Annotated in this window: 22 protein-coding genes; 16 read left to right on the top strand and 6 right to left on the bottom strand. The window is 64.3% G+C overall.

Annotated elements, in window-relative coordinates; genetic code table 11:
• Window positions 1-63: 63 nt before the first annotated feature.
• Genes T8S45_RS09835 through T8S45_RS09820 form a run of 4 tightly spaced genes read left to right on the top strand, consistent with a single transcriptional unit; the run spans window position 64 to window position 3,657 of the window.
• Window positions 64-1,170, top strand: coding sequence for an S-(hydroxymethyl)glutathione dehydrogenase/class III alcohol dehydrogenase (locus T8S45_RS09835; RefSeq protein WP_322293590.1), 1,107 nt, complete (start codon window positions 64-66; stop codon window positions 1,168-1,170).
• Window positions 1,171-1,192: 22 nt separating this feature from the next.
• On the top strand, window positions 1,193-1,573 hold the full coding sequence (locus T8S45_RS09830; RefSeq protein WP_322293589.1) for a VOC family protein: 381 nt from the start codon (window positions 1,193-1,195) through the stop codon (window positions 1,571-1,573).
• A 4-nt stretch (window positions 1,574-1,577) separates the two neighbouring features.
• Entirely contained in the window at window positions 1,578-2,420 is an 843-nt protein-coding gene (gene fghA / locus T8S45_RS09825) for an S-formylglutathione hydrolase (RefSeq protein WP_322293588.1), read from the top strand.
• Window position 2,421: 1 nt separating this feature from the next.
• Window positions 2,422-3,657, top strand: a complete 1,236-nt coding sequence (locus T8S45_RS09820) for a tetratricopeptide repeat protein (protein ID WP_322293587.1) — start codon at window positions 2,422-2,424, stop codon at window positions 3,655-3,657.
• On the opposite strand, the gene T8S45_RS09815 is transcribed toward T8S45_RS09820, so the two are convergent.
• From T8S45_RS09815 to T8S45_RS09805, 3 genes are all read right to left on the bottom strand, one after another.
• A complete protein-coding gene (locus tag T8S45_RS09815; RefSeq protein WP_322293586.1) occupies window positions 3,654-4,466 on the bottom strand; it encodes a crotonase/enoyl-CoA hydratase family protein in 813 nt (270 codons plus the stop codon). The genes T8S45_RS09820 and T8S45_RS09815 overlap by 4 nt on opposite strands.
• Window positions 4,447-5,016 (bottom strand): winged helix-turn-helix domain-containing protein, encoded by a 570-nt coding sequence (locus tag T8S45_RS09810; RefSeq protein ID WP_322293585.1) that lies wholly within the window; start codon window positions 5,014-5,016, stop codon window positions 4,447-4,449. The genes T8S45_RS09815 and T8S45_RS09810 overlap by 20 nt, the downstream gene beginning before the upstream one ends.
• A 189-nt stretch (window positions 5,017-5,205) precedes the next feature.
• Window positions 5,206-6,384 (bottom strand): LL-diaminopimelate aminotransferase, encoded by a 1,179-nt coding sequence (locus tag T8S45_RS09805; protein ID WP_322293584.1) that lies wholly within the window; start codon window positions 6,382-6,384, stop codon window positions 5,206-5,208.
• 96 nt (window positions 6,385-6,480) lie between these two features.
• Between T8S45_RS09805 and T8S45_RS09800 the strand changes: the two genes are divergently transcribed.
• The 7 genes from T8S45_RS09800 (at window position 6,481) to T8S45_RS09770 (ending at window position 13,041) form a co-directional block, all read left to right on the top strand.
• Window positions 6,481-8,352: a PHA/PHB synthase family protein gene (locus tag T8S45_RS09800; protein WP_322293583.1), complete on the top strand. Its 1,872-nt coding sequence runs from the start codon at window positions 6,481-6,483 to the stop codon at window positions 8,350-8,352.
• 132 nt (window positions 8,353-8,484) lie between these two features.
• Window positions 8,485-9,165 (top strand): phasin family protein, encoded by a 681-nt coding sequence (locus T8S45_RS09795; protein ID WP_322293582.1) that lies wholly within the window; start codon window positions 8,485-8,487, stop codon window positions 9,163-9,165.
• A 204-nt stretch (window positions 9,166-9,369) separates the two neighbouring features.
• Window positions 9,370-9,723, top strand: coding sequence for an ATP-dependent Clp protease adapter ClpS (gene clpS / locus T8S45_RS09790; RefSeq protein ID WP_188642628.1), 354 nt, complete (start codon window positions 9,370-9,372; stop codon window positions 9,721-9,723).
• A gap of 84 nt (window positions 9,724-9,807) precedes the next feature.
• Window positions 9,808-11,064: an LptF/LptG family permease gene (locus T8S45_RS09785; protein ID WP_322293581.1), complete on the top strand. Its 1,257-nt coding sequence runs from the start codon at window positions 9,808-9,810 to the stop codon at window positions 11,062-11,064.
• Window positions 11,054-12,151: an LPS export ABC transporter permease LptG gene (gene lptG, locus T8S45_RS09780; protein WP_322293580.1), complete on the top strand. Its 1,098-nt coding sequence runs from the start codon at window positions 11,054-11,056 to the stop codon at window positions 12,149-12,151. The genes T8S45_RS09785 and lptG overlap by 11 nt, the downstream gene beginning before the upstream one ends.
• Window positions 12,148-12,666 carry a GNAT family N-acetyltransferase gene (locus T8S45_RS09775; RefSeq protein WP_322293579.1) on the top strand — a complete coding sequence of 173 codons (519 nt, stop codon included), beginning with the start codon at window positions 12,148-12,150 and terminating at the stop codon, window positions 12,664-12,666. The genes lptG and T8S45_RS09775 overlap by 4 nt, the downstream gene beginning before the upstream one ends.
• Window positions 12,667-12,756: 90 nt before the next feature.
• Window positions 12,757-13,041, top strand: a complete 285-nt coding sequence (locus T8S45_RS09770) for a hypothetical protein (protein WP_188642624.1) — start codon at window positions 12,757-12,759, stop codon at window positions 13,039-13,041.
• Between the two features lie 59 nt (window positions 13,042-13,100).
• Here T8S45_RS09770 and T8S45_RS09765 read toward each other — a convergent pair whose 3' ends face one another.
• Complete coding sequence (locus T8S45_RS09765; RefSeq protein ID WP_322295213.1) at window positions 13,101-14,171, bottom strand: fatty acid desaturase family protein; 1,071 nt, start codon at window positions 14,169-14,171, stop codon at window positions 13,101-13,103.
• Window positions 14,172-14,325: 154 nt separating this feature from the next.
• Here T8S45_RS09765 and T8S45_RS09760 point away from each other — a divergent pair, with 154 nt between their 5' ends.
• Together T8S45_RS09760 and T8S45_RS09755 are read left to right on the top strand one after the other, a co-directional pair.
• Window positions 14,326-15,480 (top strand): GNAT family protein, encoded by a 1,155-nt coding sequence (locus T8S45_RS09760; RefSeq protein WP_322293578.1) that lies wholly within the window; start codon window positions 14,326-14,328, stop codon window positions 15,478-15,480.
• Between the two features lie 90 nt (window positions 15,481-15,570).
• Window positions 15,571-16,014, top strand: a complete 444-nt coding sequence (locus tag T8S45_RS09755) for a response regulator (RefSeq protein ID WP_188642622.1) — start codon at window positions 15,571-15,573, stop codon at window positions 16,012-16,014.
• Between the two features lie 241 nt (window positions 16,015-16,255).
• On the opposite strand, the gene T8S45_RS09750 is transcribed toward T8S45_RS09755, so the two are convergent.
• Complete coding sequence (locus tag T8S45_RS09750) at window positions 16,256-17,029, bottom strand: Crp/Fnr family transcriptional regulator (protein WP_322293577.1); 774 nt, start codon at window positions 17,027-17,029, stop codon at window positions 16,256-16,258.
• A gap of 188 nt (window positions 17,030-17,217) precedes the next feature.
• Here T8S45_RS09750 and T8S45_RS09745 point away from each other — a divergent pair, with 188 nt between their 5' ends.
• Window positions 17,218-18,003: a response regulator gene (locus T8S45_RS09745; protein WP_322293576.1), complete on the top strand. Its 786-nt coding sequence runs from the start codon at window positions 17,218-17,220 to the stop codon at window positions 18,001-18,003.
• A gap of 75 nt (window positions 18,004-18,078) precedes the next feature.
• Here the strand turns inward: T8S45_RS09745 and T8S45_RS09740 are convergent, their stop codons facing one another.
• The gene (locus T8S45_RS09740; RefSeq protein WP_322293575.1) at window positions 18,079-19,779 is read right to left on the bottom strand and encodes a CHASE domain-containing protein; all 1,701 of its coding nucleotides are present in this window, start codon (window positions 19,777-19,779) and stop codon (window positions 18,079-18,081) included.
• A 210-nt stretch (window positions 19,780-19,989) separates the two neighbouring features.
• Here T8S45_RS09740 and T8S45_RS09735 point away from each other — a divergent pair, with 210 nt between their 5' ends.
• A complete protein-coding gene (locus T8S45_RS09735) occupies window positions 19,990-20,151 on the top strand; it encodes a NepR family anti-sigma factor (RefSeq protein ID WP_188642618.1) in 162 nt (53 codons plus the stop codon).
• Window positions 20,148-20,750: a sigma-70 family RNA polymerase sigma factor gene (locus T8S45_RS09730; RefSeq protein WP_188642617.1), complete on the top strand. Its 603-nt coding sequence runs from the start codon at window positions 20,148-20,150 to the stop codon at window positions 20,748-20,750. The genes T8S45_RS09735 and T8S45_RS09730 overlap by 4 nt, the downstream gene beginning before the upstream one ends.
• The last annotated feature ends 241 nt before the right edge of the window (window positions 20,751-20,991 follow it).

The raw sequence follows: 20,991 nt of genomic DNA, 5'->3' as shown, positions 1-20,991 counted from the left end.
CCAATGCACGGAACTTGTCACGTCCACCGCACATAGGCATGACGACGCCCAAAGGAGAACCCCGTGAAAACCAGAGCCGCCGTCGCCTTCGAAGCCAAGCAACCGCTCGAGATCGTCGAGCTCGACCTCGAAGGGCCCAAGGCGGGCGAGGTCCTGATCGAGATCATGGCGACCGGCATCTGCCATACCGATGCCTACACGCTCGACGGATTGGACAGCGAAGGACTCTTCCCAAGCGTGCTCGGCCACGAGGGCTGCGGCGTGGTGCGCGAGGTCGGCCCGGGCGTGACCTCGGTCAAGGAAGGCGATCACGTCATCCCGCTCTACACCCCCGAATGCCGCCAGTGCAAAATGTGCCTTTCGGGCAAGACGAACCTGTGCAGCGCGATCCGGGAGACGCAGGGCAAGGGGCTGATGCCCGACGGGACGACACGGTTCTCCTACCAGGGCAAGCCGATCTACCACTACATGGGCTGCTCGACCTTCTCGAACTTCACCGTCCTGCCCGAGATCGCAGTCGCGAAGATCCGCGAGGACGCGCCGTTCCACACCACCTGCTATGTCGGCTGCGGCGTGACCACGGGCGTCGGCGCGGTGGTCAACACGGCGCAGGTGAAGCCGGGCGACAACGTCGTCGTGTTCGGGCTCGGCGGAATCGGCCTGAACGTGATCCAGGGCGCGAAGATGGCCGGGGCGGACCGGATCGTCGGCGTCGACATCAACGATTCCAAGCGCAGCTTCGGAGAGCATTTCGGGATGACCGATTTCGTCAATCCGAAGGAGGTCGACGACGTCGTTGCCTATCTCGTCGAGCTGCTCGACGGCGGGGCGGATTATTCGTTCGACTGTACCGGCAATACCGACGTGATGCGCCAGGCATTGGAATGCTGCCACAAGGGTTGGGGCACCTCGATCATCATCGGCGTGGCCGAGGCGGGCAAGACGATCGAGACGCGCCCGTTCCAGCTGGTGACCGGGCGCAACTGGCGCGGCACCGCATTCGGCGGGGCGAAGGGGCGCACCGACGTGCCCAAGATCGTCGACTGGTACATGGACGGCAAGATCCAGATCGATCCGATGATCACCCACGTCCTCGATCTTGAGGACATCAACAAGGGCTTTGACCTGATGCATGCGGGCGAGAGCATCCGCAGCGTCGTCGTCTACTGACCACCCCAAGGGAGAGAAGAGAATGTTCAGCCACGTGATGCTCGGCGCCGACGATATCGACGCCTCGAAGAGATTCTACGATGCCTGTTTCAAGGCGCTCGGCGGGCGCGAAGGGTCGGTCGATCCCAAGGGTCGTGTGATCTACATGCACAATGGCGGGGTGTTCCTGCTGACCAAGCCGATCGACGGGCAGCCCGCAAGCTGCGGCAACGGCTCGACCATCGGCTTCGCCGCCGATAGCCCGGAGATGGCCGATGCCTGGCACGCGGCGGGCGCGGCCAATGGCGGGACCCCGATCGAAGACCCGCCCGGCATGCGCGAAGGCGCAGGCATGAAGCTCTACCTCGCCTATCTGCGCGATCCGGCCGGCAACAAGGTCTGCGCGATGCATCGCCCGGGGTGATCGCGTGGCGCTCGAAACCGTATCCGAGAACAAGGCGTTCGGCGGGACGCAAGGCGTATACTTGCACGCCTCCGCCGAGACCGGCACCGAGATGAGCTTCGCGGTCTACGTCCCGCCGCATGAAAAGGGCGCAAGACTGCCGGTGCTGTGGTATCTCTCGGGCCTCACCTGCACCCATGCGAACGTCATGGAGAAGGGCGAGTACCGTGCCGCTTGCGCCGAGCATGGCGTGATCCTCGTCGCGCCCGACACCTCCCCGCGCGGCGACGATGTGCCCGACGCCAAGGACGAATACGATTTCGGCAAGGGCGCGGGCTTCTATGTCGATGCGACGCAGCAGCCATGGGCGAAGCACTATCGGATGCGCAGCTATACCGAGCGCGAGCTGCCCGGGCTGGTCGCGGCGAATTTCCCGGTCGACATGGATCGCCAGGGCATCACCGGGCACTCGATGGGCGGCCACGGCGCGCTGACCATCGGTCTGCGCAATCCCGAGCGCTTCCGTTCGGTTAGCGCCTTTGCCCCGATCTGCGCGCCTTCACAGGCGCCGTGGGGCGAAAAGGCGCTGGGCCGCTATCTCGGCGACGACCGCGCGGCGTGGCGCGAATACGATGCCGTCGCGCTCATCGAGGACGGCGCGCGCGTGCCCGAACTGCTGGTCGACCAGGGCACGGCGGACCAGTTCCTCGACGAACAGCTCAAGCCGGAGCTGCTGCGCGCGGCCTGCCAGGATGCCGGCATCGATGCCGAGGTGCGAATGCAGGAGGGCTACGACCATTCCTATTTCTTCATCTCGACCTTCATGGCCGAGCATGTCGCGTGGCACGCGCGGAGGCTGAGGGCCTAGCTTGCTCGAATCCGTCCCCGTGCAGGCATGGATACTGCTCATCATCGGTATCTGGGCGATCAATCCGGCGCGAAATCTGTGGGACCATGTCAGCCACGCCCCCAACCGCCGCGACATTACCCTGCCTCCGGAAGACTTGGCTTGGCGGACCGGAACAAACCTGTTCCGGTCGGCTGCCTCCCTATTGGTGCTGGGAGGCGTGGCGATCTTCGTCTTCACGCCGACGGCGGAAGAATTTGCCCGCTCAGATTTCCTGGTCCCTGCCCTGTTCGGGACATTCGGCATCCTTGGCCTGCTGAGCAACATCAGGGGCTTACGCGAAGGCGAAAGCGAGCCGTTGGTCAAGGGATCTTCGCGAAGCTACCGGCACGATGACGAGCCCGCGAAATACTGGCTTTCGGTAAGCTGGAACTGGATCCTGGTCGTCGGGCTGCTGGTCGGGGCGGTGGCGACTGGCCGCGATGCAATGGAACCACGGTGCCAATACGATGAGGCGACTGACGAACTGCCCCGTTCGCTGCGCATCTGCGCGGATCTGATCGCTGACGCAGCGGGAGAACCCGAGCAGGCCGGCCTGCTTGCCGAGCGCGGCAGGATTTATGATCTGACTGGCTCGCGCGAACTCGCCCTCGCCGATTACAATCGGGCGACCGTGCTCGATTCGGAAAATCCCTATCTGCGGTATGATCGCGGGTTCCTGTTGCTCAGGATGAACCGCTTGCCTCAGGCTATCGAGGACCTTGATGTCGCCATCGAGCTCAATCCCGATCACAATGATGCCTACCTGAAGCGCGGCGTCGCCTACTTACGTATTGGAGACCTGCCGGCAGCGATCGCAGATTTCACCGTTCTTGCAGATCGTGAACCGGAGAATCCCTATGCCTATGCAAATCGCGGTGCCGCCTATGCCGGGCTCGGACGAGTGGAAGAAGCTCGGGCCGACTTCGCCAGGGTGGACCGCGAGTCCGAACTGTGGCGCGTCGTCTTGCAGGGTCGGGCATTGCTGGCCCTGCGAGAGAAGGACTACGAGCAGGTCGTGAGTCTGTTGACCGATGCGATCGCCCTCAATCCCGAAGATCCGTGGTCGTATCGCTCCCGGGCCGATGCATATTGGGAAATGGGGGAACTGGATCTCGCCCGCGATGATGACGACACTGCGTGGGAGCTCGAACAGAAACTCTATCCCGAGCGGATCCCGGTGCTCATCGAGACCAAGGAAATCCCCCGAGGCGATTAGCCATCCTCGAACGCGCCCTTGCGCTTCGCCATCTGGCTGGCGACGGCTTCCATCTGGTTCCTGGTCCCGATCAGCCGCTGCTGGCGGATCGATTCCTCCATCAGGATCTCGTCGGGCTTGAGGTCGAGATAGGTGCCGAACAGCCCCTTGGCTTCGCGAATGGCGTTGGGATTGCGGTCGGCGATGATGCGCGCGAGCTCGGTCGCGCGTTCGAGCGGCTCGTCCGCAAGCTCGGTGACGACTCCCCAGTCCTGCGCCTGCTCGCCGGTGAACTCCTCATAGGTGTAGACCAGCCGCCGTAGCACGTCGTCGCGCACCGTGCCGCGCCACAGCTGGAAACCGCCCATGTCGGGGATGATGCCCCATTTGAGCTCCATGATGGCCATCCGCGTTGCGGGATGCGCGACCCGGATGTCTGCGCCGCTGGCGATCTGCATGCCGCCGCCGAAACACACGCCGTGTAGCGCCGCCACTACCGGCATCGGCAGCTTGCGCCAGCCGACCGAGACCTCCTGGAACCTGTTGGCATTGCCGTAGGTGCGCTCGGTCAGCGGCGTCGGATCGTTCTGGCCGACCGTGGCCATGCTGGCGAGGTCGAGCCCGGCGCAGAACGCGCGGCCTTCGCCCGACAGGACAACCGCGCGGATACCCCGCGCCCTGGACAGGGCGAGCTGCGCGCGGATGATGCTGTCGAACATCTCCGGGTCGAGCGCGTTCATCTTGTCGGCGCGCACCAGCCGGACCTGCGCGACGTGATCCTCGACCTCGATCGCAACGCGCTCATTGTTCTCATAGGACAGTTCGGTCACGCTCGCGCTCCTCGGCATCTGGATTGCCAGCCTTGTCGCGAAGGATATCGGGCTCGTCCAGTGGGATCAGCCGATATCGTCCGGCGCGATCGGTCGCGAGCATCCCGGCGAGCCCATGGACGCGCAGCTTGGCGCGGAGACGGAAGGCGTGGACCGCAACGCTGTTGGTTTCGGGTTCGTGCCGGATGTCCCAGACTTCGCGCAAGAGGCGGTTCCGGCTAGCCCCGCGCGGCCCGAGTTCGGCCAGGTGCCATGCCATTTCGAATTCGCGTGGGTGCAGGCAGAGCCGGCAATCCCGTACGAAACCATCGCGGCGCAGCAGGTCGAGCGTGAGCGCGCCAACGGATCGACAGCGCGAAACCTCTCCGGCGCGATCGAGCACGCGTCGCGCGCGGATCGCCAGTTCGTCGATTGCGGTGCCGGGCGCGAGCACGTCGCCGACGCCCAGCGCCAGCAGCCGGGCGCGCAGGCGCGGATCGGCGATATCGGTGACGAGCGTGTGTTTGATCGGCTGGGGCAGGAACCCGTGTTCGCGGTCGACGAGCCACAAGACCGGCTCTCCTGCGCGCTCCGCCTCCTCACACCCGATCCGGTGCCACCCTCGCCGTTCCAGGTCGTAGCCGCGCGGCAGGTGCCGCGGCGACTGCCAGCCGAACGCCCCCTTCGATGTCCTCCCCATGCAGCAGGGGAATGCCTCAATATTCGTGCAAAGGTAAGTCGAACCCGTTCGGCTTTGGACCTAACGGCGGGCGAGGAAGTCCTTGAGATTGCGGGCTGCCTGCCGAATACGCTGCTCGTTCTCGACCATCGCGATCCGCACGAAGCCTTCACCCCGCTCGCCATAGCCGACCCCCGGTGCGACCGCGACCTTGGCTTCTTTCAGCAGCAGCTTCGAGAATTCGAGGCTGCCCATCTCGCGATAGGCTTCGGGGAGCGGCGCCCAAGCGAACATAGAGGCAGGTGGCGGGGGGATGTCCCAGCCGGCGCGGGCGAAGCTTTCGGCCAGCACGTCGCGGCGTTTGTGGTAGATCGCGCGGGTCTGTTCGGCATATTCGTCGCCATGGTTGAGCGCCGCCGCGCTCGCGGCCTGGATCGGCGTGAAGGCGCCGTAATCGAGGTAGGACTTCACCCGCGTAAGCGCGGCGATCAGCTCGCGGTTGCCGACCGCGAAGCCCATCCGCCAGCCCGCCATCGAATAGGTTTTCGACAGCGAGGTGAACTCGACCGCGACGTCCTTTGCCCCCTTGGCCTGCATGATCGAGGGGGTCGGGTTGCCGTCGTAATAGAGTTCGGAATAGGCGAGGTCGGACAGTACCCAGACCTCGTTCTCGCGCGCCCAGTCGACCAGCCGCTGGTAGAACGCCGCATCGACCACCTCGGCGGTCGGGTTGGAAGGATAGTTGACCACCAGCACCTTGGGTCGCGGCACGGTATAGGCCATCGCCTGATCGAGCGCGCGCCAGTAATCCTCGCCCGGCGTGGTCGGTACCGCGCGGATGCTGGCGCCCGCGATCATGAAGCCGAAAGTGTGGATCGGGTAGGACGGATCGGGCGCGAGCACGACATCGCCCGGCGCAGTGATCGCGGTGGCGAGGCTGCCGAGACCTTCCTTCGATCCGAGCGTCACGACGATCTCGCTTTCGGGATCGAGGTCGACTCCGAAGCGGCGCTTGTAATAACCCGCCTGCGCCTTGCGGAGGCCCGGAATGCCGCGCGATTGCGAATAGCCGTGCGCCGAGGGCTTGCGCGCGACCTCGCAGAGTTTGTCGATCACGAAGTCCGGCGGCGGACGATCGGGATTGCCCATGCCGAGATCGATCACGTCTTCGCCCGAGGCGCGCGCGGCATGGCGCATCGCGTTGACCTCGGCGATGACATAGGGCGGCAGGCGCCGGATGCGGTAGAAATCGTCGTCCATCGCATTGTCGATAATCGATCACGGTCCCGACCGGAACTGACTTTGTTGCGACGCACTATTTCTATAGGAACGCAGTCGAACGCGAACGGAGAACCCATGGCCCAGGACGAAAACAGCGACGATCCCTTCGGCATGGGGCAGTTCGCCAAGCTGATGCAGTTCCAGGCCGAGGCCGCGCGCGAGATGTTCGGCCAGTTCCTCCCCGGCGCGGGGGCCGAACCCCCCAAGGTGCACGGCATGGAACACTGGCTGGCGCTCGGTCACCGGGTCAACGCGATGTGGGCCGATTTTCTCCAGCACCAGGCGAGCGAGGCGCAGGAACAGGCCCGTGGTTTCACTCCCGCCCAGTTCGCCGCGCTGATGCAGGGTTGGGCGGGTTCGATGCCCAAGGTCGACATGGATGCCCAGCAGAAGGCATGGGGCGAGGGCCTGCAATTGTGGGACAGCGTGATGAAGGGCTTCGCCGGCAAGCAGGGTGAGGAGCCCCCCGAACTGCCCCGCAAGGATCGCCGCTTCGCCGACCCGGCGTGGCGAGCGCACCCAGCCTACGCGTTATTGCATCAATTGTACCTCATGCTGAGCGAGTACTGGGTCTCCACCGCCGACAATATCGAGGGGCTCGATCCGGCCCAGCGGGAGAGCCTGCGATTCGCGACCCGCGCGATGACCGAGGCCATGAGCCCCGATCATTTCCTGATGACCAACCCGGTGGTGCTCGAGAAGACCATGGCAACCGGCGGCGAGAACCTCGTGAAGGGCCTCGAGAACCTGATCGCGGATCTCAAGAAGGGGCAGCTGACCCACACCGATCCCGATGCCTTTACGCTGGGCGAGAACATCGCGACCACGCCGGGCAAGGTCGTCCACCAGACCGATCTCTACCAGCTGATCCAGTATTCGCCTTCGACCGGCAAGGTGCTCGAGGTGCCGCTGGTGATCTTCCCGCCGTGGATCAACCGCTTCTACATCCTCGACCTGACCGCGAAGAAAAGCTTCATCAAATGGGCGGTCGACCAGGGCATCACAGTGTTCGTCGCGAGCTGGAAATCGGCCGACGAGAGCATGGCCGATGTGGTGTGGGACGATTACATCCGCGCGCAAATGGACGCGATCGACCATGTGCGCGCGCGGCTCGACGTGCCCGCGGTCCACACGATCGGCTATTGCGTCGCCGGGACCACGCTCGCCGCGACGCTGGCGATCCTCGCGCGGCGGGGCGAGGCCGAGAAAGTGAAGAGCGCGACTTTCTTCACCGCGCAGGTCGATTTCGAGAAATCGGGCGAATTGAAGAACTTCATCGACGACCAGCAGTTGGAGACGATCGCCAAGCTCAGTCCGCAGGGCTATCTCGACGGGCGCTACCTCGCCGCGACCTTCAACATGCTCCGCGGCAAGGATTTGATCTGGAACTACGTCGTCAACAACTACCTGCTGGGCGAGGACTATCCGGCCTTCGACCTGCTCCACTGGAACGGCGACGTCACCAACCTGCCGTCGAAATGGCACAACGACTATTTGCGCGACCTCTATCGCGACAACAAGCTGGTGGTGCCCGACGCGCTGAGCGCCGACGGCACGCCGATCGACCTGACCCGGATCGAGACTCCGGTCTACCTTCAGGCGGGTCGCGAGGATCACATCGCCCCGGCCGAAAGCGTGTGGCGCTTCACCCGGCACCTGAAGGGCGACAAGACCTTCTTGCTCGCCGGATCGGGCCATATCGCGGGCGTGGTCAACCATCCTGATGCGGGCAAGTACCAGTACTGGCTCGGCGACAGCGAGGCCGACACGCTCGAAGCCTATATCGCGGGCGCGGAGGAGCATCCGGGAAGCTGGTGGCCCCACTGGGTCGATTGGCTGCGCGGCATCGACGATGACGAGGTCGATCCGGCCGGCAAGCGCAAGCCGGGCGGCAAGGGCGACGAAGTGATCGAGGATGCGCCCGGCAGCTACGTGAAGACGCGCTAGACCGTTTCTCACCTGCGATTGTGCACTGCACAAAAATCTTGACTTGATCGCGCGCACCCGTTATTGTGCAGTGCAACAAAGGCGTTCGGAATCCGTCCGGGCGTCGGGCAGATCCAAGTCAAGCGAGGCACTATGGCCGACCAGAATTCCAAAGCCGATGCGCCGGTTGCCGAAAAGGTGACCGAGGCCGTCGCGACCGACGTTCCGGCCAAGCCGGATATGAAGAAAATCGATGCCGCGGTCGAAGCGGCCTCGAAGCCGAAGCAGAAGCCCGCTGCGAAAAAGGCTGCGCCGAAAAAGGCGAAGACGCCCGCAGCGAAGAAAACCTCCTCCAAATCAACGAAGACCAAGGAGCCGAAAATGGCTACGAAGCAGACCAAGACCACCAAGAACACCGCGACGGACCAGGCCAAGGCCATGTTCGCCGACCTCTCGACCCGTGCGCAGGGCGCCTACGACAAGACCCGTGAATATGCCGGCGAAGCCGTCGAATTCTCGAAGGGCAACGTCGAAGCCGTCGTCGCCAGCGGGAAGATCCTCGCTGAAGGCGTGCAGGGCATGGCCAAGGGCGCGGTCGAAAACGGCCGTGAAGCCGTCTCGACCATGACCGCCGACGCCAAGGACTACGCCGCCGTGCGTAGCCCGAGCGAACTGGTCCAGCTCAACAGCAAGATCGCTTCGCGCAATTTCGACGCGATGGTCGCGCAGACCTCGAAGAACGTCGAAGCGTGGACCAAGCTAGCCACCGAAGCGTTCGCGCCGATCCAGGATCGTGTTTCGATCGCGGTCGAAAAGGCACGCAAGGTCGCCTGAGCGACCTGCTCCCCCGAGTTAGTGCGGCCCTTCCGGCGACTCCTCTCCCCGCCGGACGCTGCATGAACCGCAGGCCGGGTGGCGCACGCCATCCGGCCTGTTTGCGTTTCGGCAACACTTCGCCGCGATAGCAGTCCGTTAGGGCCGCGCCTCGAGGGCAGCCCCTTGTCTTTCTTCGCTTCGATAAGATATTCGCCACCGGTAATGATCGATCCCAGCACCATCCTGGCCGCGAGCAAGCCCCCGCAGGGGCCCGATACCGACGACGAAACCGGTATCGCGACCAAGACGCGCGCCAAGCCCAAGCGGCCGAGCCAGTTCAAGGTGCTGCTGTTGAACGACGATTACACCCCGATGGAATTCGTCGTGATGGTCCTGAAGCGCTTCTTCGGCATGGACATGGAAGAGGCGACGCGAGTCATGCTGCAGGTCCACCAGAAGGGCGTGGGCGTTTGCGGCATCTACCCTTACGAGATTGCCGAGACCAAGGTGAACCAGGTGATGGATGCCGCTCGCCAGAACCAGCACCCGCTCCAGTGCACGCTCGAAAAGGCCTGATTGCGCGCACTAGCATAACTGGCAGGTGACGAACGCAGCCTGACGGATTAGGGAGGCGACATCATCCTCCAGCCGCCCGGAAGCGTGTTCACCTTCATTCCCGCCCTCGACCGCTATATCTTCCGGCTCGTGATCGTGCCGATGATCGGCGTGTTCGTGCTCGCGGCCTCGCTGCTGACGCTCGACAAGATGCTGCGGCTGTTCGATTTCGTCGCCAGCGAGGGCGGTCCGGTCGACATCGTCTTCAAGATGCTGGCCAATCTGATGCCCGAATATGCCGGGCTCGCGATCCCGCTCGGCGTATTGCTCGGCATCCTGCTGGCCTTCCGCAAGCTCGCGGTCAGTTCCGAACTCGACACGATGCGTGCAGTCGGCCTGTCATATGGCCGACTGCTGCGCATGCCCTATGCGATCGCGCTGACCATGATGGCTGTGAACCTCGCCGTGGTTGGCTGGCTCCAGCCGCTGTCGCGCTATTATTACGAAGAGCTCGAATTCGAGCTCACGTCGGGCGCACTCGGGGCTTCGATCAAGGTCGGCGAATTCGTCACGATCGAAGACAAGACGGCGCTGCGGATCGAACGCAGCGAGGAGGAAGGCCGCCGTCTGTTGGGGGTGTTCGCGCGGGTGAACAGCGAGGAAGGCGATCTCTCGATTTCCGCAGCGGAAGGGCGGTTCCTGCGGCTCGAGGAAAACCGGAACACGATCGTGCTGCGCCTGCGTGACGGGCAGATCATCCAGGAGGTCGAGGATGCCAGTCCGCGCGTGCTCAATTTCTCGCTCCACGACCTGCCGATCGATCTCCCCGCGCTCGAACGTTTCCGGGAGCGTGGTGGCGACGAGCTGGAATACGTGCTGCCGCAATTGCTCGAAATCGGCTGGAGCCCTACCACCGACAAACAGACGCGGACCGAGATCCAGGCCAATTTCAGCTATCGCCTGGTCGAGGTGGTAATGATGATCTTCCTGCCACTGCTCGCGCTCTCGCTCGCGATCCCGCCCAAGCGATCGACCAGCGCGCTCGGCGTGTTCGTCGCGGTGGTCATGGTGGTCGCCTACCACAAGGTCAACGAGTGGGGCTGGGGGATCGCCGCGCTCGGGCGGGTCGATCCGCTGGTTGCGCTGTGGCTGCCCTGCGTGATCTTCGCCGCGCTGATCTGCTGGATGTACTATCGCACGGCCTTCGTGCCCGGCGCACAGGCGATCGACGGGCTCGAGGCCGTGTTCGCCAAGCTGGTAAAGTGGATCAAGTCGAAGTTCCGTCGCCGCCGCAGGTCCGAGGCGATGACGCGGCACGATGCGATCGCCGCCGAGCAGGAGGAGACCGGCCATGCAGCTTGATTTCTTCCCGTCGAAGACGTTGACGCTTTATCTCGCCCGGACCTTCGTGGTTCGCATCGCGGCGGTGCTGGTGATGCTGGTGCTGGTGCTCCAGGCACTCGACCTGCTGTCGCAAAGCTCGAAAGTGCTGGCCTACGAAGGCAACGGCCAGGGCGAGCTTCTGCGCTACATCGGCTATCGCATGCCGCAGTTGGTCGCGCGCTTCCTGCCCTATTCGGTGCTGCTGGCGACGATCATCACGCTGGCGACGTTCAACCAGAATTCCGAAGTCGTGGCGATGAAGGCGGCCGGGCTGTCCGCGCACCAGATTCTCGCCCCGTTGCTGCTTGCGGCGCTCGCGGTGTCGGTGATCAGCTTCGCCTTCAACGAAAGAATCGTGACGCGCTCCTCGGCCGCATTGTCGGCCTGGCAGGCCGAGGATTACGGCCCGGTGGCGCCCGATTCCGATGTCCGCACCAATGTCTACCTGCGCGACGGGGACAACATCCTCTCGGCGCGCGTGCTGGCCGGTACGGGCGAGGACATCCGCATGCGCGGCGTGCAATGGTATCGCCGCGATGCCGAGGGCCGCGTGACCGAGAAGATCAGCGCCCCCGCCGCGACCTATGCCAATCCGGGCTGGCTGCTCGACGATCCGGTGCGCTTCGATGTCGCCGCGGCACAGGAAATCCCGATCGACCCGGTGCGGATCGCCAAGGGTGTGTCGCCGCGCCAGGCCGAGCTCGGACGGATCGATCCCGACGCGCTGTCGCTCACCGATCTCGGCGGCGCGATCGGAGAGCTGTCCGATGCCGGACGGCGCACCGCCGAACTCGAAAGCAAGTGGTGGCACAAGCTGTCCGGGCCGCTCTCGGCCTTCCTCATGCCGCTGCTAGGGGCGATCGCGGCCTTCGGGCTCGCGCGGTCGGGCCAGCTATTCGTGCGCGCGATCATCGGCATGATGCTCGGCTTCGCCTATTTCGTGGTCGACAACGCCGCGCTGGCGATGGGCAATTTCGGGGCCTACCCGCCCTTCGTTGCGGCCTGGGCCCCGTTCCTGCTGTTCTTCCTGATCGGCGAGACGCTCCTCATCCGGACCGAGGAATGAACGACTGGTCGCTGCGTCTCGCTCGCCCCGGGGATGCGAGCCACTTTCCCGCGGTCGAGCACAGCGCGGCGCAGGCATTCGGCGAGATCGAGGGGCTCGAAACGCTGGTCGATGGCTGGTCGATACCCGAGGAGCGCCACCGGCTGCTGATCGCCAAGGGACACTGCCTGACCGCGCTGGTGGATGACCAGATCGCCGGCTTCGTTGCCGCCGAACGTTTCGGTCGCGCACTGCATCTGTGGGAAATGTCTGTTGCCAGCGATTTCCAGCGGCACGGCATCGGGTCCGGACTGGTGCGAGCCTGCGCGATCGATGCCGCGAATGCCGGCTGCCAGTGCCTGACGCTCACCACCTTCGCACAGGTCCCGTGGAACGCCCCCTTCTATGCCCGGCTCGGCTTCGAACGGATCGAGGATCTGGCCGCATGGCCGCGCCTGGCGCAGCTGCTGGAGGAGGAAAACGAAAGCTTCGGCAAGTCGCACGAACGGATCGCGATGGTGCGATTCCTAGATTGATCGTCGGGCCTTGCCTTTTTTTTGACATATTCCGGAACGGAAGTTGCCGGACGAGTGTTTTCCCACCGACGACCAAACAGGAGACCGTCGATGAAGAAAATTATCGCTGCCGCCACCGCGGCTTCGCTACTGTCGCTTGCCGCCTGCGCCGATGCCGACGAAGCGACCGAAACCGAAACCACCGTGGGCGAGGCCGAAACCGCGCCGATCGATTCCGGCGCCGTCGACACCGTGCAGACCCAGCCCGAAGTCGATGGCGACGGCGTGAGTGTCGGGGTGGACGAAAACGGCGTGCGCGCCGATGTCCGCGATGGCGACACCAGCGTTTCGGTCGATGCGGATGGCAACCCCTCCGCCGAGATCGAAGTCGAATAATAATCCGATTATGCAGGAGAGCGCCGTCCGGTCCTACCGGGCGGCGTTTTCTATGGATTCTAGGCGCGGCGGCTCATGGTCGCGCGCGACAGGCGGATCACCAGCGGGCGCAGCCCAGGATGGTTGGCGCCGTGATAAGTCGAATCCGCTTCAAGATTGGCCTTGAGCCGGCGATGCGCCTCGCCCAGCGAATGATAGGGCATCGACGGCATCAAATGGTGCAGCGCGTGGTAGCGCAAGCCGACCGGCGCCCAGATCGCAGCCAGCGGCGAGGGCGGCGGGACGTTGACAGAATCGAGATATTGCGCGGTCACCGTCATCGGTTCGCCCTCGTTCTCCCACAGATGCGCCACCAGCGTACGGACCTGGTTGAACACCGCGACGGTCGAGAAGATCGCCAGAGCGACGAGGAACGGCTTCCAGCCGAGCAGGGCGATGCTGGCGAGCAGGGCCCACGACCACAGCGTACCGCCCACTTCCTGCTTCAGCACGCGCGGCTTCAAATCGCCTTCGGGGGGGCGACGGCGGAAGTCGGGATTGATCGAAAGCGCCGAGAAACGCTGCCACACGATCTCGCGCAGCTTCGGCACCACCAGGCTCAGGGGGTTGAGCACGGCAAAGCGGAGCAGCAAGGCCGGCGGCGCAAGCAGCGCGATCAGCACGAACAGCGGTAGCGACCACCACTTCATCCGCGCCAGGGGAAGGTATTCGGGATCTTCCTTGGTGCCGTAGCGCGTGCGGTTGTGGTGCAGCGTGTGGACGCCCTCATACATGAAGGAAGGGGTCAGCATCGGCACTCCGACCAGCCAGTTCCACGCGGTGCGGAAACCGGGCAGGGCATTGCGATGGATATGGCTCAATTCGTGGATGAACATCAGCGCGCGATAGATCGCCAGCACCGAAACGGCAGCGAGGCCGAGCGCGGCCCAGACATTCTCGACCAGGATCGCCCCGACCATCGCGCCGTAGCCGATGATCACGCAAGCGAGCATGTCGGGCCAGTAGATGCGTGGATTGGCCTCGCCGAGGTCCTTGGTCAGTTCGCGCGCGGCGCGCAGCATGGCCTTGTCGTCGGCGATCCGGCCATCGGGCTTTCCATCGGGCAGGGGCGCGCACGCGATGTCGCGCATGCTGCGCTTCGCTAGGCCATCCTGGGCGAGGTTGGTGCTCTGTGTCGTTGCCATGTCTCGAAATCCGTCTTGCGCGGCGTAGCTTGCTGCTCCCTCGCTTGACAAGCAAGCCATCGCAAACACAGGGCTAACCCATGCTGAACGAGAGGGCTCGATGGCCGGTGAAATAAGCATCCAACCCGTATCCGGCAAGCGCGACCTCGCCGCCTTTATCGATTGCGCTTATCGCCTGAACGCATCGGATCCGAACTGGGTCGCGCCGTTGCGCAGCGAAATGCGCGAACTGCTGACGCCGGGGAAGAACCCGTTCTTCGACCATGCGCGGGTGCAATTCTTCCTCGCCCGCCGCGGCGGAGATGTGGTCGGGCGCATCTCGGCTCATATCGATGAACTCGCACTCGCGCAGCCGCCCGAACAGGGCATGGGGCCTGGTACCGGCAATTGGGGCCTGTTCGAAGCGGTGGACGAAGCGGTGGGAGTCGCCTTGATCCGCCGCGCCGAGCAATGGCTGCGCGAACAGGGCATGACCCGCGTGCTCGCTCCGCTGTCGATGTCGGTGTGGGAAGAGCCTGGCCTGCTGGTCAAGGGGCACGACCACGCACCGACGGTGATGATGGGGCACGACGATGCCCGCTACCAGGCCTGGATCGAAGGACTCGAATACCGCAGAGCCAAATCGCTGCTGACCTACGAGCTCGACATCACCCAGGATTTTCCGCCGCTGCTCCAGCGCATCATCGCCTCGGGCGAGCGCAACGAGAAGATCCGGATCCGCAAGGTCGACAAGCGGCACTTCGAGCGCGACGCGGCGATCATCATGGGCATCCTCAACGATGCGTGGTCGGACAATTGGGGCTTCGTGCCGTTCACCGAGGCCGAGATCGCCTATGCCGGCAAGAAGCTGAAGCCGCTGGTGTTCGAGGACCTGATCATGATCGCAGAGCTCGAAGGCGAACCGGTGGCTTTCATGATGACTCTGCCCGACGCCAACGAGGCGATTGCGCCGCTCAAGGGGTCGTTGTGGCCGTTCGGTTGGCTCAAGATGCTGCGCTGGCTGCGCCGCCCGCGCGTCACGACGATGCGCGTGCCGCTGATGGGCGTGCTCAAGCGCCTGCAGAGCTCGCGCATGGCGAGCCAGCTCGCCTTCATGATGATCGAATATATTCGCCGCAACTCGATCGCCAATTATGGCGCGACCCGCGGCGAGATTGGCTGGATCCTCGAGGACAACAAGGGCATGATCGCGATCGCCGAGGCGATCGACAGTTTCGTCAACCGCGAATACTTGATCTACGAAAAATCCCTCTAGGACCCGGGTTTGCGGGAACGAGGCTGGGTAGGGGGCGTTTGCAGAACCAGGCGGCAAGGACCGCTCCGGAACCGGGATTTGGGTCGCCACATGGGCAAGCAGGACAGCACCAGGAAGAAAGTCGATCTCGGCGCCGTCCTCGTCGTCGAGGACGATCCGGTGCTGGCGCTCAATCTCGAGGCGACGCTGACCGACCGCGGTGCGCGACAGGTGACGATTTCACCTACCACGCAGGATGCGCTCGAGGCGCTCGAGGAAAACAGTTTCGATGCGATCGTGCTCGATGTCCATCTCGCCGATCGAAGCGACGGATGGACGGTGGCCGAACTGGTCTCCGAGCTCGGTCCGCGCCCGCCGGTCTTCATCTTCGCCACCGGTGCGCCCGAAGCGATCCCCGCCGAAGTCGCGGAACTCGGCATCGTGCTTGAAAAGCCCTACGATGCGCAGGAGCTGGTCGACGCGATCGAGCGCCAGCGCAAGACGGGCGGCGGTGTGCTCGCAAGACTGCGCGAAGTGATCGCCCGCCGCCGCTGAATTGCGCCACTGCCGCACAGGCTGGCGCATGCGACCCTTTCACCTCCCCGATTCGACTGGGTTCAGCCGAAAAAAAGGCCTCCATTCGAACGAATGGAGGCCTTTCGGGATCGTATCACCAGCCGCTTGGACGGGAGGGGGGTCTCGGCGGTGACAGTGATTTAATGAGCGAGCAGAAAAGGGGTTCCCGCCGCCGCGAATTTTTTGCCAGAAATTTCGATCGGCCTTGGATATGAGGCGGTTAGAGGAACGGGCGCGGCTTGTCGTCGAGACCGTCGAACTTCGCGTAATCGCACGCCGCCTCCATGTCCTCGATCGTGATGCCATCGCCGTCCCAGTGCAGCAGGTTGGACTGGCGCAGCGCCTGCATCGTGCGGTTGGTGTGAACCAGCGACAGGCCCAACATGTCGGCGATCTGACGCTGGGTGATGGGGATCTCGAGCCGGGCCCTGCCATTCGCCTCGGCCAGACCGGTCATGATCCCGCGCTGCACCAGGTACAGTGCCAGATAGGCCACGCGTTCGTGCGCGTTGCGCTTGCCGAGCGCGACGAGATGGCTTTCGAGCGCCGATTCCTCTTTCGCCGCGAGCCAGATCACGTCGTAGGAAAAGCGCGGAAAGCGCGTGACGAGGTCGGTGAAGCGGTCGCGCGGGAAGACGCACAGCCGACAGTCGGTAAGCGCCTCCACCGAGTGTTCCATGTCCTGGTCGATCGCCGCTTGGAGCCCGACGAGGTCTCCGGGGAACATGAAGTTCACGATCTGGCGGCTGCCGTCTTCCAGCTTGACCTGCCGGATCATGATACCGTCGAGCAGGGTGTAGATATGCGGGCTGGGCGCGCCCTGGTTGAGCAGCGCGCCGCTGCGCGTCAGCGATAACTCGCCTTCCTTGAATTCCTGGAGATAACGGACGCTTTCGGCATCGTGCGGGCGCAGGCCTTCGCACTGATCGAGCGGACACTCTCTACACGCCACCCAGTGATTTCGGTCCGAACGGATCGAATGCGAATTCGCCAACTGCCCCCTCCTTCGAGCATTCGTCACAGACAATAGGCCGCAAAAGGTCAAGCAAATTCAGAGACCCGGTCCGGATGGCGGCAAAGACCTTTCCCTGCGCAGCGCTATTCGCTACCCGGCGGGAACGCCGAAGGCCAAGGTGCGTTCAGACGGCGGACCAGAAAAGCCCGGGAAGGGAATTACCGAATATGTCGATTGGCGAAGAAATTGCCGCACACCTGCCGTACCTGCGTCGTTATGCCCGTGCCCTGACGGGGTCGCAGGCGACCGGCGATGCCTTCGTGCGCGCCACGCTCGAGGCCGCACTTTCAGACGATCATCTGCGCGATTCGCTCAGCGGTGGTCGCGTCCCGCTCTACCGCGCCTTCAACAAGGTCTGGGCGAGCGCCTATATCGATGCCGGCGAGGAAAGTGGCGCGGGCGAGCCGGCCAATGCCGCGCATTCGAGCCTATCCGCCGCCACCCCGGTCAGCCGCCAGGCCCTGCTGCTCACCACGCTGGAGGATTTCTCCGACGAAGAAGCGGCCGAGATCATGGAAATGGACGAAGCCGACGTGCGTCGCCTCGTTCAGGAAGCGATCGAGGAAATCGACCGGGAGAGCGCAACCAGCGTGCTGATCATCGAGGACGAGCCGCTGATCTCGATGCAGCTCGAAGACCTGGTCAAGAATCTCGGCCATGAGATCTGCGGCACCGCCGCCACGCGCACCCAGGCGCAGGAAGTGGTCGCGGAAAAGCGCCCCGGCCTCGTGCTCGCCGACATCCAGCTGGCCGATGGCAGCTCGGGCCTCGACGCGGTCGACGATATCCTCGCGCTGGGCGACGTGCCGGTGATCTTCATCACCGCCTATCCCGAGCGACTGCTCACCGGTGACCGTCCCGAGCCGACCTATCTCGTGACTAAGCCGTTCAAGGAATCGACCGTTCGCGCAGCGATCAGCCAGGCGCTGTTCTTCAACGCCAACGACGACTGACGTCGAAGCAGGAAAAGTAAGCCGAAACGGCCGGTGCGCGGATCGCGCGCCGGCCGTTTTCTTTGCGCAACGGGTTTATGCTTCTTCGGGGGGCTTGGGCATGCGCGGCGCGCGCAGCCCGAATTCGGCCGGGGTGCGAACCGGGACGGTAAGCGTGCAGCGAACCCCGCGGGCATCGAATTGCAGGTCGACCGGATTGCGCAATTCGTGCGCGACGATCTTGCTAATCAGCTCGGTCCCGAAGCCGCTGCCGCGCTTGTCGTCGGGGGCCACTTTCGGCCCGCCCGACTCGCGCCATTTCACCCGCACAAGGTCCTGCGCGACCAGTTCCCAAGTCACGTCCAGTTCGCCGTCGTGCACGCTCAGCGAACCGTATTTGGAGGCGTTGGTCGCCAGCTCGTGGATCGCGAGCCCGAGCGACAATGCATCGTTCGGGGCCAGTTCCACCTTGGGTCCGTCGAGCCGGACCTGCATGTCGTGACCCTGGCGATAGGGCGCGATTTCGGCTTCGATCACCGACCCCACCGGAGTCGTACCCCAATCGGATTGGGTAAGCAGGTCGTGGGTCGCCGACAGCGCGCGGATGCGCCCGCCCAGGCTGTCGGCGAAATCGTCGAGATCATCGGCCCGGCGACGCGTAAGCGAAATGATCGAGAGCACGTTGGCGAGCGTGTTCTTGACCCGGTGGTTGAGTTCTCGCGTGAGCGTGTCGCGGATCGCGTTCTGCTCCTGCAGCCAGACCAGCGCCTCGCGGTCTTCGGTAGCCTGCGCGGTGAGCAGGCGGGTGATCGCGACGATCATGATCGAGGCGAGCAAGCCGAACAGCAGCGTCGCGAGGGCAAGATTGGACAGGCGACCCGCCGCGGGCTGGGCGATGGCGATATCCCAATCGCGGCCTGAAACGTTGATCGTCTCGCTCGCGAGTTGCACCCCGCCGCCTTCAATCGTGGTGCCACCCCTTGCGAGTTCGATGCGCTCTTCTCCCTCGGCGTCGTAGACCTCGACCGACAGGTTTTGCAGCGATTCGGCGGCGATCGCGTCCTCGAGGAAACCACGCGCCTCGAACGGGCTGAACACGAAACCGCGCAGCGCCCGAAAACCGAACTCGTCGTCGAATACCGGCATCACCAGCATGAAGCCGGTGCGTTGGTCGCCCTCGGGCGTGTTGCCGAGATTGATCGGGCCGCTGGCGGTCGAGCGCCCGGTGCGCTCGGCATGGTCGAGCGCTGCGGCGATCGCCGGGTCGGAGGAAAGGTCGTAACCGACCAGCGCCCGATTGCCGAGCGTTGCCGGATTGACGAAGCGGACCGGCACGATGAAGTCGCGCGTGGCATCGGCATCGCGATCGAGCATGAAGTTGGAGCGCCCCGCTTCGCGCATCTGCTCCTCAAATTGCTCGATTTCGGTAATTGCCACCCGCGGGGCCCAGCCGATGCCGACGACCCCGCGATAGCGGGCATCTTCGCGCATTTCGGTGAAGAAGGTTTCGAAGGCGGGCGCATCGAGATCGTCCTCGCTGGCGACGAATGCCGCCCCCGCGCGCAGATAGGCGACCGCCGTCAAGGATTGCGATTCAAGCCGCGAGCCGAGCGTCTCGGCAATCTGCGTCGTCTGCGCCGCGACCCGCTCGTCCTCGCTCCGCTCGATCGCGTAGACCGCCATCAACGTGATCGCGAGGATGATGATGAACATCCCGATCGGCGCCGCGCGTGGATAGCGCACGTACCAGCGCGCTGCGCGCCGGCTACGTTGGTTCTTGGGGTAGGACTCAGCCATCGATTTTGATTATTCGGCCTTTCGCCCTCACATCGCACGCCCAGCCCGGCCTTTTCGGGCATACAGTCACTTGCGGGAACCGCGAACCTTGCATTTCGTTCCGACAGCGCGCACCGAAGGTGACACGTAAGGCAGGCGCTTCGGCGATGCCACGGCGGGTGGAGGGTTTTCGCCCGCGAAAATGGATCAAGGACGGATAACAGCCACATTATGGCCCCCAAGGACAAGACACCGGACAAGTCCGGCACCCCGCGCAAGAAACAGCCCGACTGGGCCCGTGGCTTGCGCGATCTTTACGACGACGTTGTGGACGAACCGCTGCCGCCGAGTTTCAAGGACCTCCTCGACAAGCTGGACGCACCCAAGAAATGAGCAAGCGCTCAGCCGAAGACGCGGCCGCGTTCAAGCGCGAGCTGGAAGCCGTCATTCCGCACCTGCGCGCATTCGCGCGCGGCCTTTGCGGGCGCCCCGACATGGCCGACGACCTCGTGCAGGAAGCGCTGATGAAGGCGTGGGCAGCGCAGGAGCGGTTCGAACCGGGCACGTCGATGCGCGCCTGGACCTTCGTGATCCTCAGGAACGCCTATCTCACCGATATGCGGCGCAACCGCTTCCGCGGCGAATATGACGACAATGTCGCCGAGCGTATCCTGACCGCCCCGGCGGGCCAGGAGGATCCGCTCCACCTGTCCGACATGCATCGCGCGCTGCTGACGCTCCCGCCCGAGCGGCGCGAGGCGCTGTTGCTGGTCGGCGCGGGTGGCTTTTCCTACGAGGAGGCGGCCGAAATCTGCGGCTGCGCGATCGGCACGATCAAGAGCCGGGTCGGTCGTGCGCGCGCGGCACTCAATTCGATGTTGGCCGATGGCGACATCCCGAAGCGTTCGCTCGACGATGCCGGTGCGCACCGCGCGATCCTCGAAGAGCTCGACGATGTCGCGGCGGGAGACGGGGTCACCGGCGGGAACTGAATTTCGCTGTCGGCCATTTTCTGCTCACCGACATCGGTGAGAGGCATGATGACGAAACAGGATGAATCGAGCGCCCGCGCGCCCAAAGCGACCGAGACGACGATCCCCCGATTGCTCGAACAGGCCGGCGCCGTACTCGATACCGCCAAGGACAGGCGGAAAAGCGGCATCGCAAGCCCAATTAAGCGCTTGTAACGCCTGTCCGTGCCGCGCATTGATGGGCGCGCGCGGTCCCCGCGCG

The organism is Pseudoblastomonas marina (genome assembly GCF_034374265.1).
Taxonomy (GTDB): domain Bacteria; phylum Pseudomonadota; class Alphaproteobacteria; order Sphingomonadales; family Sphingomonadaceae; genus Alteriqipengyuania_A; species Alteriqipengyuania_A marina.
This window is presented reverse-complemented; position numbering and strand designations above follow the sequence as displayed.

Coding starts and splice junctions, on each gene's coding strand:
- T8S45_RS09830 (WP_322293589.1), top strand. CDS start 1,193: ATGTTCAGCCACGTGATGCTCGGCGCCGACGATATCGACGCCTCGAAG.
- T8S45_RS09805 (WP_322293584.1), bottom strand. CDS start 6,384: ATGGACGACGATTTCTACCGCATCCGGCGCCTGCCGCCCTATGTCATC.
- T8S45_RS09800 (WP_322293583.1), top strand. CDS start 6,481: ATGGCCCAGGACGAAAACAGCGACGATCCCTTCGGCATGGGGCAGTTC.
- T8S45_RS09795 (WP_322293582.1), top strand. CDS start 8,485: ATGGCCGACCAGAATTCCAAAGCCGATGCGCCGGTTGCCGAAAAGGTG.
- clpS (WP_188642628.1), top strand. CDS start 9,370: ATGATCGATCCCAGCACCATCCTGGCCGCGAGCAAGCCCCCGCAGGGG.
- lptG (WP_322293580.1), top strand. CDS start 11,054: ATGCAGCTTGATTTCTTCCCGTCGAAGACGTTGACGCTTTATCTCGCC.
- T8S45_RS09775 (WP_322293579.1), top strand. CDS start 12,148: ATGAACGACTGGTCGCTGCGTCTCGCTCGCCCCGGGGATGCGAGCCAC.
- T8S45_RS09770 (WP_188642624.1), top strand. CDS start 12,757: ATGAAGAAAATTATCGCTGCCGCCACCGCGGCTTCGCTACTGTCGCTT.
- T8S45_RS09765 (WP_322295213.1), bottom strand. CDS start 14,171: ATGCGCGACATCGCGTGCGCGCCCCTGCCCGATGGAAAGCCCGATGGC.
- T8S45_RS09760 (WP_322293578.1), top strand. CDS start 14,326: ATGGCCGGTGAAATAAGCATCCAACCCGTATCCGGCAAGCGCGACCTC.
- T8S45_RS09755 (WP_188642622.1), top strand. CDS start 15,571: ATGGGCAAGCAGGACAGCACCAGGAAGAAAGTCGATCTCGGCGCCGTC.
- T8S45_RS09745 (WP_322293576.1), top strand. CDS start 17,218: ATGTCGATTGGCGAAGAAATTGCCGCACACCTGCCGTACCTGCGTCGT.
- T8S45_RS09740 (WP_322293575.1), bottom strand. CDS start 19,779: ATGGCTGAGTCCTACCCCAAGAACCAACGTAGCCGGCGCGCAGCGCGC.
- T8S45_RS09735 (WP_188642618.1), top strand. CDS start 19,990: ATGGCCCCCAAGGACAAGACACCGGACAAGTCCGGCACCCCGCGCAAG.
- T8S45_RS09730 (WP_188642617.1), top strand. CDS start 20,148: ATGAGCAAGCGCTCAGCCGAAGACGCGGCCGCGTTCAAGCGCGAGCTG.